The sequence below is a fragment of the Serratia sp. TSA_105.2 genome, assembly GCF_052692115.1.
On sequence record NZ_JBQZFT010000001.1, the window covers coordinates 908,084 to 924,314 of the forward strand.

The window sequence follows — 16,231 nt, forward strand, 5'->3', positions numbered from 1 at the left end:
TGGTGACCCACACGACAGATCACATGCAGTACGAAAATTGGGTTTTGGGTTTGGTCAGCCAGGTTTCAGATCTCGCCCACAATTGCCAGATTGAAACCTCACTGGGTATACAGAATGGAACGCATACCTTCTCAGCCGCATTCGGCTAAGCGAATAGTATCACTAAAATTGTTCCGGATAAATAAAGCGCCGCCCTCACGCTTTCGCGCCATCCGGCGCAAAAACGGTTTTCATGTAGCTCAGGGAGGCCAGCAGGCACAGGCCGTAGCCCAGCAGTTCGCAGCCCTCTTCCACCATGTTTTTCACTACCCGGTTATAGCCGTCCAACATCAGCGTTTGCCACAGCGCGCTCATGCCGAACAGGCGTGAAAACACCAGAATGCACAGCAGGCCCGCGCACATCATGCCGTAGCCGGGATGCGTCACGAAAGCGGCCAGGCCGCGCACCGTCGCCGCGATGTGCCTGGCGGCATGCCACAGGCAAACCAAGGCGACCGCCAGCGCGAACCACACCCAGGCGCCGTGCCACAGCGCATCGAAGGCGAAGTCCATCTCGCGGATCAACATGCAGAGAAAGAAGCCACCGACCAGCATCCAGGCGGAGCGTCGTTCAGCCTGTCGCCAGGCCGCGGCGAAAAAACCGCCGGCGATGGCGAACAGCAACAGTTCCTGCGCCGCTTCGGTCAGCGAGGTTTCATGCACGAAGTTATGCAGCCAGTGTACGTCGATAAACACCAGGCCGACCAAAGCCGCCAAAAAAGCGCCGTAGAACAGAAAGGCAACGGCCTTCCCCAGCAAAATATGCAGTTCTTGTTTCATAATCACACTCATTATTATTTACAGCGCATCTATGTTATCCACCTGTTCTCAGGGATCGTGGCAATTGATGCCTAATACCGTACACAGCGATAAAGGTGGTCATTAATCACGCCGCAAACAATAAAAACCCCGGCACATGGCCGGGGGGAAGCGCCAGTCTTTCCTGGCTGTCATTTCATCACCGTCAGTATTTCAGGCTCTCATCCCTCTATCATCGAGACGCGCAAACGAGCCTGGAAATTACGCCTGCGGAGATGATACGGTGACACGCCGGGCGTTGGTGTTAACGCCCCACAAACCTGCCAATGCACTGACCACTGCGCCAATCAACAATGCAAAGAATGACCACAGGGCAGCCCGAGACAATTCGTCCGCAGCCGCGGCAGCCTGTTCGCGCGCCTTCTGTTTCAGCTCAGCATACTCCTGTTTTGCCTGATTGATTTTTGCTTCGGCTTCATCCAAACGCTGATTAACCAGCTGCGCAGTTTTATTTTTGGCGTCGACCAAATTCTTCACAGTCTGGTCTACTTCCTGCGGCGTCATATTGGTATTTTCAACCAGAGCTTTTTTCAGTGTGTCTTGATCCACATCTTGCGAGATGGCCTCACCATGTTTTTTAAGCTTGTCGACCAGTTGCTTAATAATCGCATCGCTGTTGTCAGGCTGAAGTGCCAGAGCTTTTACTGCGTCTGCCAAATCAGTCTTGGCCGCATTCAACTGTTGCTGCATGAATTCAGGCTGCAATGACGGAATACCACTTTTTTTAAGCGCCGTAACCACATCACCATGCAGCTGTTCAGGTTCCAACGTGGTGTCTATACCCAACTTGTCAAACACCTTGCCACCCACGTCCGCTAACCCGGTTGCCCCTTTGCCAATCGCTGAACCGGCACCGGAGAGCAAGCTGCCAGAGGTCGAAGCGATAGCACCCAGCGCATTGCCGGTGGCCTTCACTGCAGACCCGACCAGCATCCCGCCCAGCACCGCCGCCACAATCAGTGACGTAGCCCATACCAGGAAGCCATGAATCAGGCCGTCATTAGCTGCCAAACGTCCGGCAATAAAAGCGCCGGCAGCCAAGCTAATAATGATTGAAACAGCGGACCAAATCACTACGGTGGTACCGGCTCCATTGATTGGATCGTCTGACGTCGGATCCACGATGGAAAATCCAAGGCTGGTGCCCAACGTCGACAGCAACAGTGAAACAGCCAATACGGTGATAACACCACCAATGACGCTGCCCCAGGAGATTTTTTTCGCCGCTACCCATTCTTTTGCCACTTCCATAGTAAAACTCCTTTTAAGCTTTTCGATTATAAAGAAATGCCACAAAGCCTTACCAGTATAGAAGTGTTTAATCTCTTAAGCGGTTAAATGGTAAAAACAGTTAAAAATAATTAATCATAATTACAGCACGGGCGTGCCTACTCTCGGCGACAACACGCTGACAGAGCGTCTTGGCATCACTATCCTTACGTTATTCACTGGTGAACAGGTCTTGAGCTCATAATATGAACCGGTTACTCGCAATCCTCGTCGTGCTATGCGCGGTATTAGCGACGTTGTATGGGCGGGTGCATTTTGGCTCGCGTTCAGTGCCGCGGGCGATTGCGGTCAATGAAGCGCCGCTGGGGTGTGAGGATGAACCGGAGCTCGCCGGCGAGTGCAACGGCGAAGATGAAACGCCGGCCGACGGTTAATTAACCTTACGAGCTATCCCCATTGCCGCCAGGCACGCGGCAGGCTAGGCTGTTCAGCTCATGGGCCGCCGCCTGGCGGCGCCTGGCGGCTTGAACGTTGCACAGGGAGTTTTTTATGACGGGTATTTTGCAGTTATTCCAGGCCATCGGACTGGGTTTGGTGCTGCTGTTGCCGCTGGCCAACCCGCTGACCACAGTGGCGTTGCTGCTCGGATTGTCCGGTAATATGACGCGCGAAGAGCGCAACCAGCAGTCGCTGATGGCCTCGGTTTATGTGTTCTGCATCATGACGGTGGCGTTTTACGCCGGGCAGGTGGTGATGAACACCTTCGGCATTTCGATCCCCGGCCTGCGCATCGCCGGTGGCCTGATCGTCGCCTTCATCGGTTTCCGCATGTTGTTCCCCCAGCAGAGCCCTGAAGAGGCGCCGGAGGTGGAGAGCAAGTCGCACGAGCTGCGGCACAAGACGTCAGCCAACATCGCCTTCGTGCCGCTGGCCATGCCAAGCACCGCCGGGCCGGGCACCATCGCGATGATCATCAGCTCGGCGTCGAGCGTCAAAGCGAACTCGCTGGGTTTTGAACCCTGGGTACTGGCGGTGGCGCCGGTCGCCATCTTCCTGACGGTCGCGGTGATCCTGTGGGGCTGCCTGCTCAGTTCCGGTGCCATCATGCGGTTGGTGGGGAAAAGCGGCATCGAGGCGATCTCGCGCCTGATGGGCTTCCTGCTGGTGTGCATGGGCGTGCAGTTCATCATCAACGGCGTGCTGGAGATCATCTCCACCTATACGCCGGCCGCCTGACCCTACAAAACGGGCGCGATCATCGCGCCCGTTGCCGTTATTTCCCCGCCGGCGCCTGCGCGCCCAAGATGCCCTTGCCTTCCGGCACTTCGGTAAAGCGGCTGAGGATCTCGCTGTAGGTCTTGGCCGGATCCAGATCCGGGAACTGCGCCGGATAGATAAACTTCGCCAGATACTCCAGCCCCACGATGTTGTACGGGTGGTTGTAGAAGTTATGGTAGATGCCGTAGAACCGCCCTTCCTTCACCGCCGACAGCTGCGCGAACCCCGGGCGCTGCTTCATGCGGTTGAACGCCTCATCCACCTGCTGCTGCGTGACGCCATAGCCGAACGGCACCGCGGCGTTGGTCTTGCTGGCCCACTGCGAGCCGGAAACGATGTAGGCATCCGGTTTCATGGCGATCACTTTTTCCAGCGCCACGTCGCCGGTCGCGCCCGGCAGCAGCGCAGAGCCGATGTTGCGCGCGCCGACCGCCTCTACCAGCGCCCCCCAACCGACGTGAGCATGGGTGAAGCAGCAGGATTCCAGCCCGTTCAGGCCGGCCTTGGCTTCGAAGAATACCAGCGGTTTGGGTTCCACCGCCTGCGTTTTGGCCAGAATGGCCTGATAATGCTGCTGATAATAATCGGTATATTGCCTGGCTTCGCTTTCGCGGTTGAGCGTTTCCCCCAGCAGCGTCACGCTTTTCGGCGTGTTTTCCACCGGCTTGAGCATGGTGTCGATAAACAGCACCGGCACATTCAAGGCCTTCAGCTTATCCAGCACGCCGGTTTGGCTCAACGAAGGCTTGGAACGCAGCTGGGCGATCATCAGATCGGGCCGCTTGGCGATCACGCTCTCCAGATTCACTTCACCTTTGTCGCTAAAGCCCATATCGATGATGTTTTTCGCCGCCGGCCATTTGCTCTGCAAGATAGTCCAGGTCGCCGCGTCGCTTTTCTTCAGCAGGTTGTTCCAGGCCACCAGCCGGCCGAACGGGTTGGCACGATCGAGCAGCGCCAGCGTGAGAATGTCGCGCCCGTCCTGCACCACGATGCGTTTCGGTTCTTGCTGGAGGGTGAGCGTCTGGCCGGAGGTGTCGGTCAGGGTCAACGGATAGGTGGTGGCCATCGCCGGAGAGGCTAGCACGGCGGCGCAAACCAGCGCCGGCAAAGTGATTCGACGGTGCACGAAAGACTCCTTAGTCATGAACACAATCAGGAAATACTAATGAGAATGGCTTGCATTATCAAAGATAATGCCCGGCAACCCGGCGATTAATTGCAAAGGGATGTGTAGAGAGAGGTTGAGAGGCGCGCCGGAGGCGGCGCGCCCAAGGGATCACACCAGGCCGTAGATCAGCGCCGACAGCGCAATCAGGCCCATCACCAGCACGAAGACGTTGCTCGCCGCGCGGTATTGACGCATCGCCGGTACCGCACGCACCGCGTACATCGGCAGAATGAACAGGATGGCGGCAATCAGCGGGCCGCTGATGGTTTCGATGATGTGCAGCGCGCTGGGGTTCCACACCGTCGCCGCCCAGGTGAGCAGGAACAGCGCCACCGCCGAAATGCGGTGCGTCATACGCGAGCTGAGCGGTTTGCCGACCGCGCGCGTGACGCCGTCGATCAGGCTGGTCGCCCCTTCCGTTACCCCCAGCGAGGTGCCGAGATAGGATTTAGCCATTGCCAGCATCGCCATCACCGGGCCGAGATAGGCGATCAGCGGGTTGGAAAACTTGTTGGCCAGGGTGGTCAGCACCGTGATGTTCTGATCTTTCGCCTGCTGCATGTCTTCATGGGACAGGCTCAGCACGCAGCTGAACACGAAAAACAGCACGGTCACGCAGATCAGCACATAGCTGTAGCGCATGATGCGCGCGCAGCGGCGTTCCGCCTTATCGCCATACAGGCTCTTCTGGGTCGAGGCGAAGGAAGAGATGATCGGCGCATGGCTGAAGGAGAACACCATCACCGGCACTGCCAGCCACAGCGAATGCCACAGCCCCGGCGTATCAAAGCGGGTGGCGGCCAGGCCATGAACGAAGTTGGCAGTATTCCAGCTCGGCATCAGGTACAGCGAAATGCCCATCAGGAACACCAGCAGCGGGAACACCAGCATGCCCATCGCCGCCACGATGCTGTCTTTGCCGCGCAGCAGCACCAGATTGAGCACCACCACCACCGCCAGGCTCAGCCAGATGCGCGGCAGCGGCGCCACGTGGAACTGGTGGATCAGGAAGCTGTCCAGCGCGTTGGTAATCGAAATGCTGTACACCAGCACGATCGGGAAGAACGCCATCAGATACAGCATCATGATGATTTTGCCGGCCAGCACGCCGAAGTGTTCCACCACCACATCGTGAATATTGCCGTCGCGGCTGGAGCCGGAAAGCACAAAGCGGCTGAGCGCGCGGTGCGGCAAATAGGTCAACGGGAAAGCGAACAGCGCCATCAACAGCAGCACCAGCGGGCCGTTCAAACCGGCGTTGATCGGCAAGAAAAGCGTACCGGCGCCCACCGCGGTGGCATAAAGGCCGAACATCCAGACGGTGTCGGTTTTGTTCCATTTGGCTGGCTGAGCGGTCGTCAGCGTGCCTGAATCGGGAGAAATCGTACTCATGAGACAGTCTACCTTAATCTGCGGCGCCAACGATTGCGCCTAACGGGATATCCTTCTCCGCGAACTTTTTAATAGTAATCAGTGAATTAAAGCGATATTTCATACTTACGCCTGATGGAAGGACGGCAAAGGATAATGAAAAATACCCTGCGGGTCTATGTTTTATCGGCCGAACGGACAATTTGCGAACAGAAAATGCTGAAAAAACCGGCGCAGGCAGGAAAAACTAAGGGCCCCTTGCGGAGCCCTTAAGCGGTTTACTTCTTCGCGTCCGGATGGTCCGGCACCTCGGCGCTGCCCATCTCCTTCTCGTCTCTGATCATCGAGCGGTCTTTACGCACGTCGGCCACGTCGGAGGCGCTCACCGGTTTGGCGCTGTTGCCCCAGCTGGTGCGGATGAAGTTCACCACGTCAGCCACCTGCTGATCGTTCAGACGCCAGCCGAACGGCGGCATGGTGATGTTGGACACTGCCCCCTGCACCGCCGGCGTAGTGTTGCCGGTCAGCACGATGTGGATCAGCGAGGTCGCGTCCTCGGTCTGCACTACCGGGTTGCCCTTCAGCGACGGGAAGGCGCGCTTGTAGCCCACGCCGTCGGTGCGGTGGCAGGCCGCGCAGTTATCGACATACAGCGCCGCGCCGGGCTTGCTGTCGTCGCCGCGCCACAGATCCTTGGCCACGCTGTCTTCGACCGGCGCCGCCTGCTGCTTGCCGTCTTTCGGCGGCAGCGATTTCAGGTAGCGTGCGATGGCGGTCAGATCGTCGTCGCTCAGGTATTGCAGGCTATGCTCCACCACGTCGCTCATGCCGCCAAACACGATCGCCTTATCGTTACGGCCGGTTTTCAGGAACTCGGTCAGCTCGGCTTCGCTCCAGCTGCCCAGGCCATCCTTGCGGTCGCTGCGCAGGCTGGAAGCCACCCAGCCGTCGATCGGCGCGTTGCTGCCGGACAGGTAATCGTCGCTTTCGCTGTTGCTCAGCGCTTTTTCCTGCATGGTGATGCTGCGCGGGGTATGGCAAGCGCCGCAGTGGCCCAGGCCTTCCACCAGATAACGGCCGCGCTCAATCACCGGATCGGCCTTGGCGTCAGCCACGAAGTCCGCCGGCGACGGCGCAAACATGCCGCGCCAGATGCTCAGCGGCCAACGCATCGACAGCGGCCACGGGATGTCGGAATCCTTGTTGGCCTGCTCCACCGGCTGCACGCCGTGCATGAAATAGGCATACATGGCGCGCATGTCGTCCTCTTTCACCAGCGCGAACGACGGGTACGGCATCGCCGGGTACAGGGTGCTGCCGTTTTTGGCTACGCCCTTACGCACTGCGTTGTCGAAATCCTCGAAGCTGTAATCGCCGATGCCGGTTTTCTTGTCCGGCGTGATGTTGGTCGAATAGATGGTGCCGATCGGCGTCTCCATCGCCAGACCGCCGGCGAAGGTTTTGCCGCTCTTGCCGTCGGTATGGCAGGCCACGCAGTCGCCGGCGCGCGCCAGGTATTCACCGCGCTTGATAAGCTCGCTGCTGACGGTGGCGTCCTGCGCCCAAACGGAAAAACTCACTGCACTGAGAACCAGTGCCGGTACAAATGCTTTCATCGTTCGCCGTCCTTATGCCTGCACCAATGGGCCTGGGTTTTTCAGATACTGCTCGCGAATAGCGCGGGCAGACCAGTAAGCCAATGCCGCCACGGTGCCGGTCGGGTTGTAGCCCAGCCCCTGCGGGAAGGCCGATGCGCCGATCGAGAACACGTTGTGTACGTCCCAGCTCTGCAGATAGCGGTTGACCGCGCTGGTCTTCGGATCTTCCCCCATTACCGCGCCGCCGTTCATGTGGGTGGTCTGGTAACTGGTGGTGTCGAAGTGGCTGTTGGCGTTTTTCGGGCTGCCGGCGATCAGTTTCGGGTTCATCGCCTTGGCGATCGGCGCCATCTTGTCGTACATGAACTGCGCCATCTTGATGTCGTTCTCCTGCCAGTCGAACGTCATGCGCAGCAGCGGCTGACCAAAGACGTTCTTGTAGTTGGGATCGAGATCCAGATAGTTGTTGCGGTACGACTGGTGCGCGCCGTGAGCGTCCATCGAAACGTGGTGGGTGTAGGCATCCGCCACCGCCGCTTTCCACTTGCTGCCCCAGGCCGGGGTGCCCGGGGGGGTCGGCAGGCCGGAGATCGGCTTGGTGCCCGCCTGGTTGACCCAGAACGGCGAACCGCCGACGAAGCCTTCTTTGGCATGGTCGAAGTTATCGGCGTTGAAGTCGTCCACGCCCACGCCGTTGCCGCCGGCGCCGATGAACGGGTTGGTGAACACGTCTTTATCGAAGAACGCCTTGATGGTGGTCATGTTCTGGTAGGCGAAGTTGCGCCCGACCACGCCTTCGCCGGTCACCGGATCGTAAGGCTTGCCGATGCCGGACAGCAGCATCAGGTGCACGTTGTGGAACTGGAACGCGCCCAGGATCACCAGATCGGCCGGCTGTTCAATCTCGCGGCCCTGCGCATCGACGTAGTTCACGCCGGTAGCGCGGGACTTGTCGTCGGTCAGATTGACCTTCAGCACGTTGGCGTTGGTGCGCAGCTCGAAGCGTTTCTCCATGCGCAGCGCCGGCAAGATGTTGACGTTCGGCGAAGCTTTGGAATACATGTAGCAGGCGTAGCCGCTGCAGAAACCGCAGAAGTTGCACGGGCCCATCTGCGCGCCGTACGGGTTGGTGTAAGAGTCCGAGGTGTTGGCGGACGGCAGGTTGTAAGGGTGATAACCCACTTCCAGCGCCGCTTTCTCGAACAGCTGGGCGGAGTAGGTATTTTTCTGCGCCGGCAGCGGGAAGTCGCTGGAGCGATCCGCCGCAAAGCGGTTGCCGCCCTTCTGCGCCACTTTCTGCCCCTTGATGGTCCAGGCGGTGCCGGAGGTGCCGAACACTTTCTCCGCTTTATCGAAGAACGGTTCCAGCTCGTCGTAGGTCACGCCGAAGTCCTGGATGGTCATGTCCTTCGGAATGAAGTTTTTGCCGTAGCGCTCTTCATAGTGGCTGCGCATGCGCAGTTCGATCGGATCGACGCGGAAATGCACGCCCGACCAGTGCAGGCCGGCGCCGCCGACGCCGGTGCCCGGCAGGAACGCCGCCAGCTGGCGGTAAGGCACCGCGGTCTGGCTGCTGTTGTGACGTATGGTGACGGTGCTTTTCGACAGATCCTGGAACAGCTTGCGGCGGATGTTATAGGTCAGCTCGTCGATCACCTGCGGATAAGACCCGTCCGGATAGGTGTCGCGCATCGGGCCGCGCTCCAGCGCCACCACGTTGAGGCCGGCCTCGGTCAGCTCTTTGGCCATGATCGCGCCCACCCAGCCGAAGCCGACGATCACCGCGTCTACTTTTTTCATTACCGTTGCCATGATTAGCCCCTCTCCCCACGAATCGAGACCGGCGGGAAGGGATAACGCTCCCCTCGCTCAACCCAGTCCATAAAATCGGCGCGCGCGCCCGGAAAATTAATCAGCTTCCAGCCCACCATGTCTTTGTTGCCGCCATGGATAGGATCGCTGAAGAAACCTTCGCGGGTGTTTTGCAGCAGATAGGAGAAGAACAGTTTCGACGGCAGCTGCTGGAACTCCGCCTCGCCGGACTCGAACTTTTGCAGCATGGCGTCTTGCTGCGCGCCATCCAGTTCGGCGAAAGGCTTGCCGGCGGTTTTCTTGCTGTAGGCGTCGGCGTCACTGATGCCGAGGTTGTAGATTTGCTTGGGCACCAGCGGCAGCTGATAGCCCATCTCCTTCGGCACATCGGGGTTGAACGGCCCCTGCATGTACCAGATGGAGCCGGTGGCGTACGGGGTATTCATCTGGCGATCGATAAACTCCGGCACGCCGGCTTCCAGTGCGCCGGGGCCGCGTTCGTCGGCCGGGATCAGGCGCGCGACGGCGGCCCTAACGAAGGCCCACTCTTCCGGGGTGAAAAAGGTCGGTTGGTAATCGTTCTGCGTTGTGGTGTTCGAGGCCGCGACCGCCGGTGTCGGCGCCGTCAGCGCGCCAACGCCGCTGCCACCAATTACCGCCGCAGGAATTAAGGTCATCGATTTCAACAAGAAATCGCGCCGCGAATTGTTGGTTTTATGATTCGACATGTCACATTCCATCCAAAGATAGTCACAACTATTTAACCGCAACCTTGCGATCGATACGGGTTTTTAAAATAATTTGTTACTTATTTGTATATTTATTGAAGGTCAGAATGCGTCCAAACGCAAAAATGTTACCGGTAACTTATTGAATGAACGTAAAGATTTATCCGCTAACGTAAATTTAACTTTTCGTGCGGTTTTTCCGATAAGCGGTGAGGAAATAACGAAAAATGAGAAGTAGGTCGCGCGCTGGAACGGCGTCGGAAACAAAATCGGCCGCGTTCAGCGGCCGATTCGACAAGGAAAAGGAAGAGGGTTACTGCGACATCGCCTGGTAGGCGGTGGTCACCTTCCACAAATAGCGCGGCGCCTGCGGCGCCGGGTGCTTTTTCTGGATGTGCTGATAAAACTCGTCCGGGCTCATCTGATTGATGCGATTCACCGCCACGCGCTTGTCCGAGGAGAAGGTGCGCAACATGGCGCCCGCCCCGTTCACGTACGAAACGATGGTGGCGTAACGCAGAGTCTGTGGGTTGTTGATCCCGGCTAGCTGCTGGCTTTGAAGAATATTGATATAGGCCGTTCCCAGATCAATATTGACCGCCGGATCCTTCAGCTCACGCGAGCTGGGTTGCCCGTTTCGTCCTTTCATGCGATAGGCGTCGCGGCCGGCGGTAGAAGCCTTAAGCTGCATCAATCCCACTGCGTTCGAGGTGCTGACCACGTTCGGGTTAAACCCGGACTCCACCTGAATAATCGCTTTAATCAGCGTTTCGTCAACGCCGTAGTTACTGGCGGCCTGACGAATATAATCGTTATAAGCAACCGGGGTGCCTGTGCGGTTTACCGGTGCCTGCGGAGGGGGTTTTAACCAACCGCCGCGCGTTGTGCCACTGCCTGAAATATTGCTTGCCGTTTGCGGGTCTTTGGCGCACCCCGACAAAAGCAAAATTGCCGTAAGGCAACTTATTTTTGTTTTCACAGAATCCCTCACTCCTTTCAATGAGTTGCGTAGCATATACAACTTGTAAGGACACCTGCAGTAATTTTTTGGGCTAATCTCAAGGTATCCATATACCAAGAGGTGATTTATGAGTCAATCTGCAACAAACTGCTTTGTGGTGACTTTTCGCTATCAGGAAGAAGGATTAACCGACCTGGCGAAGCTGACCGGGCAATTGACGCGCGAAGGTTTTGTCACGTCGGTGACAGACGAAAATGGCGTTCACCATGAGCTCGGCAGCAACAGTTTTGCGTTCATAACCGTTCTGGATCAAGAGGATGTACAGCGCCTGGCGCAGGGATTCGGGCAGTTGGCATTGGGAAAACAGCCGGAGGTGACGATATGCGCCTGTGAGGACTACCTTCAGCGGTTACATACTGATACATAAAATGCTATAACTCCCCGGACGGTATTATTTTTTCAGTTGGAGAAATACCCCGCCGGCGGTGGGCAAGTGACGCTTGACTTCGCTTCAATTGATATTGATAATCATTTTCATTTGAACCAGGAGACGTCATCATGCCATTGATAAGTTGCGCTTTTCGTCGCAGTCGCCCTTCCCGCGCTGCCACACTGTTACGCCCTTTCACGCTCGCCTGCCTGCTGCTCGGCGCCGCCTTGGTCAGCCAAAACGCGCTGGCGGAAAAAAAGCTGCGCGTGGTGACGACCTTTACCATCATTCAGGACATTGCCCAGAACGTGGCGGGTGATGCCGCCGTGGTGGAATCCATCACCAAGCCGGGCGCCGAGATCCACGACTATCAACCGACCCCGCGCGACATCGTCAAAGCACAGCACGCCGACCTGATCCTGTGGAACGGCATGAACCTGGAACGTTGGTTCCAGCGCTTCTTCGAGAACATCAAACAGGTGCCGGCGACGGTCGTGACCGAAGGCATCACCCCGCTGCCGATCCGCGAAGGGCCGTATAACGGCAACCCGAACCCACATGCCTGGATGTCGCCAAGCAACGCGCTGGTGTACATCGAGAACATTCGCAAAGCGCTGGTGGAGCACGATCCGGCCCATGCGGAAACCTATAACCGCAACGCCAAAGCCTACGCAGAGAAAATCGGCGCGCTGGACGCCCCGCTGCGCGAACGCCTGGCGCGCATTCCGGCCGCACAGCGTTGGCTGGTGACCAGCGAAGGCGCTTTCAGCTACCTGGCGCAGGATTATCAGTTGAAAGAGGTTTATCTGTGGCCGATCAACGCCGATGAGCAAGGTTCGCCGCAGCAGGTGCGCCGGGTGATCGACGCGGTGCGCGCCCACCATATTCCGGTGGTGTTCAGCGAGAGCACCATTTCCGACAAGCCGGCCAAGCAGGTGGCGAAAGAAACCGGCGCCAAATACGGCGGCGTGCTGTACGTGGATTCGCTGTCCACCCGCAACGGCCCGGTGCCGACCTATATCGACCTGCTTAACACCACCGTGCAAACCATCGCCAAAGGATTCGATCAATGACCCATGAACCGTTTGTCCGCCCTGAATTGAACGTGGACGACGTCACCGTAACCTACAACAACGGACACACCGCCATTCACAACGCCAGCTTTACCCTGGGCGGCGGTTCGATCTGCGCGCTGGTCGGCGTCAACGGCAGCGGTAAATCAACGTTGTTCAAAAGCATCATGGGCCTGGTCAGGCCCACCGCCGGCCGGGTGTCGCTCAGCGACAAACCGGTGGCGGACGCGCTGAAAAAGAATCTGATCGCCTACGTGCCACAGACCGAAGACGTCGACTGGAACTTCCCGGTGCTGGTGGAAGACGTGGTGATGATGGGCCGCTACGGCAAGATGAATTTCCTGCGCATTCCATCGCGCGAGGATCGGTTGCGGGTCGACAAGGCGCTGGAGCGCGTCGGCCTGAGCGAGCTGCGCGGTCGGCAGATCGGCGAGCTGTCCGGCGGCCAGAAGAAGCGCGTGTTCCTGGCGCGTGCGCTGGCGCAACAGGGCACCGTGCTGCTGCTGGATGAACCGTTCACCGGCGTGGATGTGAAAACCGAGAATGCCATTATCGAGCTGCTGCGCGCATTGCGCGACGAGGGGCATTTGATTCTGGTCTCCACCCACAACCTCGGCAGCGTGCCGGAGTTTTGCGATCGGGTGATCCTCATCAACCGCACGGTGCTGGCCGCCGGCCCGACCGAGACCACCTTCACCCAGAGCAACCTGGAGCAGGCATTCGGCGGCGTGCTGCGCCATATCAACCTCTCCGGTCCGGATCTGCACGACGACAACGATCCGCGCACCGTTACGGTGTTGACCGACGATGAGCGCCCGGCGGTGTTTTACGGCCATACCAAGAGCGATCCGCCGGCCAACAGCCAGGCCAGGGAGAAACAATCCTGATGCTGGACCTTCTGCTGCAACCTTTCAGTTACAACTACATGGTGAAGGCCATCTGGGTCAGCGCCATCGTCGGCGCCGCCTGCGCGTTCCTGTCCGCCTATCTGATGCTGAAGGGATGGTCGTTGATGGGCGATGCGCTGTCGCACTCGGTGGTGCCCGGCGTGGCCGGCGCCTATGCCCTCGGCCTGCCCTACGCCGCCGGCGCCTTCTTCACCGGCATGTTGGCGGCGCTGGCGATGACGCTGGTGCGCCACATCACCCGGCTGCGTGAAGACGCCATCATCGGCTTTATTTTCTCCACCTTCTTCGCCGTCGGCCTGCTGATCGTGTCGCTCAACCCCACCTCGGTCAACGTACAGTCGATCATCTTCGGCAATATCCTCGGCATCGCCGACGAAGACGTGCTGCAGGTGGAAATCATCATCGGCGTTTCGCTGCTGATCCTGTGCCTGGTGTGGAAAGACCTGCTGGCGGTGTTCTTCGACGAAAGCCACGCGGTGTCGATCGGCCTGTCGCCGCTAAAGCTGAAGATCCTGTTCTTCACCCTGCTTAGCGCCTGCACCGTCGCCGCGCTGCAAACCGTCGGCGCCATTTTGGTGATCGCCATGGTGATCACGCCGGGCGCCACCGCCTACCTGCTGACCGATCGCTTCAGCCGGCTGGTGATCATCGCCATCATCATCGGTTCGCTGACCAGCGGCGTCGGCGCCTACCTGAGTTTCTTCCTCGACGGTGCCACCGGGGGCGTGATTGTCACCCTGCAAACGCTGGTGTTCCTGGCGGCGTTCTTCTTCGCGCCGAAACACGGCCTGCTGGCGTCCCGGCGCCGCGTGGCGCATTCGCAAACCGGAGGCCGCTGATGGACACCCTGTATCAATTGCTCAGCGACCCCTTCGCCTACCCGTTCATGCAGCGGGCGATCGTCGCCGCCATCGTCACCGGCGTAGTGTGCGCCGTGCTCTCCTGCTATCTGGTGCTCAAAGGCTGGTCGCTGATGGGCGACGCCATCTCGCACGCGGTGCTGCCCGGCATCGTGGTAGCGTTCGTGGTCGGCATCCCGCTGGCGATCGGCGCGTTCCTCTCCGGCATCTTTTGCGCGGTAGCCACCGGCTACCTGAAAGAGAACAGCCGGGTGAAAGAAGACACGGTGATGGGCATCGTCTTTTCCGGCATGTTCGCCTTCGGCCTGGTGCTGTTCTCGCGCATCGATACCGACCAGCACCTGAGCCACATTCTGTTCGGCAACATGCTGGGCATTACCGACGGCGAGCTGAAGCAAACCCTGCTGATCGCCGGCATCACCCTGGCGGTGGTGCTGCTCAAGCGTAAAGACTTCATGCTGTACTGCTTCGATCCGCATCATGCGCGGGTGATTGGCCTGCCGGTCAAGCTGCTGCACTACGGGCTGCTGTGCCTGCTGGCGATGACCATCGTCGCCTCGTTGCAGGCCGTGGGGGTGATCCTGGTGATCGCCATGCTGATCGCCCCCGGCATCATCGCCTTTATGCTGTGCCGCCGCTTCGACCGCATGCTGATGGTGGCGACGATAGTATCGGTGTTCTCCTGTGTGCTCGGCACCCTGATCAGCTTCCACATCGACGGCGCCACCGGGCCCTGCATCGTCATCGTGCAGGCCGTGCTGTTCGTTATCGCCTTGTTGTACAGCAAGCTGCGTCCGTTACAGCGTAACCAAAGCGCCCTCACCGGTGGTTAACTTACCGATGCGGCGATGCCCTCTGCTCGCCGCATCACCTTCCCCCGCTCATCGCGTCGTTGTCATCAAGTTGCAACCGGTATTGCGCTTAAATTAATCAATAGGGTATATACTTTGAGCTGGCGAGGCGCTGAAAAAATCGCCGCCTTTGACGCCGGCTGTGCGCCGCGTCGTGTTTTCACCACGGGAAAGACGCTAACCTAATGAATTATCAGGCAGCACAGAGGGGGAAATACCATGTGGCAAGCCGTTAGCCGTCTGTTAAGTGAACATCTTGGCAGCGCAGAGATACGCGAAAGGATTGAACTGCCCGGGGGCGACATTCACCCGGCGTGGCGCGTGAGTTACGGTGACAACGAGGTGTTCGTGAAATGCGACGCCCGTGAACAACTGCCGATATTCACCGCCGAGGCCGATCAGCTGGCGTTGCTGGCACGCAGCAAAAGCGTGCGGGTGCCGGAAGTGTACGGCGTCGGCAGCGATCGCGACTACAGCTTCCTGCTGCTGGAGTATCAGCAGTTGAAACCCCTCGACGCCCACGGCGCCTACTGTCTGGGCCAGCAGCTGGCGCACCTGCACCAGTGGAGCGAGCAACCGCAGTTCGGCCTCGACTTCGACAGCGATCTGACCACCACCCCGCAACCCAATGCCTGGCAGCGCCGCTGGTCGGAATTCTTCGCCGAGCAGCGCATCGGCTGGCAGCTGCAGCTGGCGGCCGAGAAAGGCATGACCTTCGGTGACATCGACGATATCGTCGATCGGGTATATCTGCGCTTGCAGCACCACCAGCCACAGCCTTCCCTGCTGCACGGCAACCTGTGGCCGGGCAACTGCGCGATGACCGCCCACGGGCCGATTCTGTTCGACCCGGCCAGCTACTGGGGCGACCGAGAGTGCGATTTGGCAATGCTGACGCTGTATCCGGAACTGCCGCCGCAGATCTACGACGGCTATCAGAGCGTGTGGCCGCTGGGTGCCGGGTTTATCGAGCGCCAGCCGCTGTATCAGCTGTACTACCTGCTCAACCGCAGCAACCTGTTCGGCGGCCAGCATCTGGTGGCTGCGCAACGCGCGGTGGAAGCGCTGTTGCAACCCGAGGCGTCGTAACGTTCCGGGGCGC

General features: G+C 59.0%; 16 protein-coding genes. 8 read left to right on the forward strand and 8 right to left on the reverse strand.

The annotated features are described in order from the left end of the window. Positions 1–195 precede the first annotated feature (195 nt). Positions 196–819, reverse strand: coding sequence for a hypothetical protein (locus ACUTSC_RS04110; RefSeq protein WP_197767719.1), 624 nt, complete (start codon positions 817–819; stop codon positions 196–198). A 240-nt stretch (positions 820–1,059) separates the two neighbouring features. Then, entirely contained in the window at positions 1,060–2,109 is a 1,050-nt protein-coding gene (locus tag ACUTSC_RS04115; RefSeq protein WP_039566428.1) for a hypothetical protein, read from the reverse strand. 224 nt (positions 2,110–2,333) lie between these two features. On the opposite strand from ACUTSC_RS04115, the gene ACUTSC_RS04120 reads away from it, so the two are divergent. Next, positions 2,334–2,522 carry a hypothetical protein gene (locus ACUTSC_RS04120; RefSeq protein WP_197767718.1) on the forward strand — a complete coding sequence of 63 codons (189 nt, stop codon included), beginning with the start codon at positions 2,334–2,336 and terminating at the stop codon, positions 2,520–2,522. 115 nt (positions 2,523–2,637) lie between these two features. Then, positions 2,638–3,324, forward strand: a complete 687-nt coding sequence (locus ACUTSC_RS04125; RefSeq protein WP_141969165.1) for a MarC family NAAT transporter — start codon at positions 2,638–2,640, stop codon at positions 3,322–3,324. A 37-nt stretch (positions 3,325–3,361) separates the two neighbouring features. On the opposite strand, the gene ACUTSC_RS04130 is transcribed toward ACUTSC_RS04125, so the two are convergent. From ACUTSC_RS04130 to ACUTSC_RS04155, 6 genes are all read right to left on the reverse strand, one after another. Further along, positions 3,362–4,495 carry an ABC transporter substrate-binding protein gene (locus ACUTSC_RS04130; RefSeq protein ID WP_197772977.1) on the reverse strand — a complete coding sequence of 378 codons (1,134 nt, stop codon included), beginning with the start codon at positions 4,493–4,495 and terminating at the stop codon, positions 3,362–3,364. Positions 4,496–4,645: 150 nt separating this feature from the next. Then, on the reverse strand, positions 4,646–5,929 hold the full coding sequence (locus ACUTSC_RS04135; protein ID WP_197767716.1) for an HAAAP family serine/threonine permease: 1,284 nt from the start codon (positions 5,927–5,929) through the stop codon (positions 4,646–4,648). A gap of 257 nt (positions 5,930–6,186) precedes the next feature. Then, positions 6,187–7,524, reverse strand: a complete 1,338-nt coding sequence (locus ACUTSC_RS04140) for a c-type cytochrome (RefSeq protein WP_043143369.1) — start codon at positions 7,522–7,524, stop codon at positions 6,187–6,189. A 12-nt stretch (positions 7,525–7,536) separates the two neighbouring features. Continuing rightward, positions 7,537–9,318 (reverse strand): GMC family oxidoreductase, encoded by a 1,782-nt coding sequence (locus ACUTSC_RS04145; protein ID WP_025302609.1) that lies wholly within the window; start codon positions 9,316–9,318, stop codon positions 7,537–7,539. Between the two features lie 2 nt (positions 9,319–9,320). Then, entirely contained in the window at positions 9,321–10,046 is a 726-nt protein-coding gene (locus ACUTSC_RS04150; RefSeq protein WP_197767715.1) for a gluconate 2-dehydrogenase subunit 3 family protein, read from the reverse strand. 313 nt (positions 10,047–10,359) lie between these two features. Then, positions 10,360–11,025 (reverse strand): transglycosylase SLT domain-containing protein, encoded by a 666-nt coding sequence (locus tag ACUTSC_RS04155; protein ID WP_197767831.1) that lies wholly within the window; start codon positions 11,023–11,025, stop codon positions 10,360–10,362. A 109-nt stretch (positions 11,026–11,134) separates the two neighbouring features. On the opposite strand from ACUTSC_RS04155, the gene ghoS reads away from it, so the two are divergent. The 6 genes from ghoS to ACUTSC_RS04185 all read left to right on the forward strand — a co-directional run bounded on the left by ghoS (position 11,135) and on the right by ACUTSC_RS04185 (position 16,218). After that, positions 11,135–11,434, forward strand: a complete 300-nt coding sequence (gene ghoS, locus ACUTSC_RS04160) for a type V toxin-antitoxin system endoribonuclease antitoxin GhoS (protein WP_063989677.1) — start codon at positions 11,135–11,137, stop codon at positions 11,432–11,434. 131 nt (positions 11,435–11,565) lie between these two features. Further along, positions 11,566–12,510: a metal ABC transporter substrate-binding protein gene (locus ACUTSC_RS04165; protein ID WP_443006742.1), complete on the forward strand. Its 945-nt coding sequence runs from the start codon at positions 11,566–11,568 to the stop codon at positions 12,508–12,510. Continuing rightward, positions 12,507–13,397 carry a manganese/iron ABC transporter ATP-binding protein gene (locus ACUTSC_RS04170; protein ID WP_197767714.1) on the forward strand — a complete coding sequence of 297 codons (891 nt, stop codon included), beginning with the start codon at positions 12,507–12,509 and terminating at the stop codon, positions 13,395–13,397. Before ACUTSC_RS04165 ends, ACUTSC_RS04170 begins: the two co-directional genes overlap by 4 nt. Then, the gene (gene yfeC / locus ACUTSC_RS04175) at positions 13,397–14,257 is read left to right on the forward strand and encodes an iron/manganese ABC transporter permease subunit YfeC (RefSeq protein ID WP_049198580.1); all 861 of its coding nucleotides are present in this window, start codon (positions 13,397–13,399) and stop codon (positions 14,255–14,257) included. Before ACUTSC_RS04170 ends, yfeC begins: the two co-directional genes overlap by 1 nt. Then, entirely contained in the window at positions 14,257–15,111 is an 855-nt protein-coding gene (locus ACUTSC_RS04180) for an iron chelate uptake ABC transporter family permease subunit (RefSeq protein WP_197767713.1), read from the forward strand. Before yfeC ends, ACUTSC_RS04180 begins: the two co-directional genes overlap by 1 nt. Positions 15,112–15,348: 237 nt before the next feature. Next, the gene (locus ACUTSC_RS04185; protein ID WP_445653109.1) at positions 15,349–16,218 is read left to right on the forward strand and encodes a fructosamine kinase family protein; all 870 of its coding nucleotides are present in this window, start codon (positions 15,349–15,351) and stop codon (positions 16,216–16,218) included. The last annotated feature ends 13 nt before the right edge of the window (positions 16,219–16,231 follow it).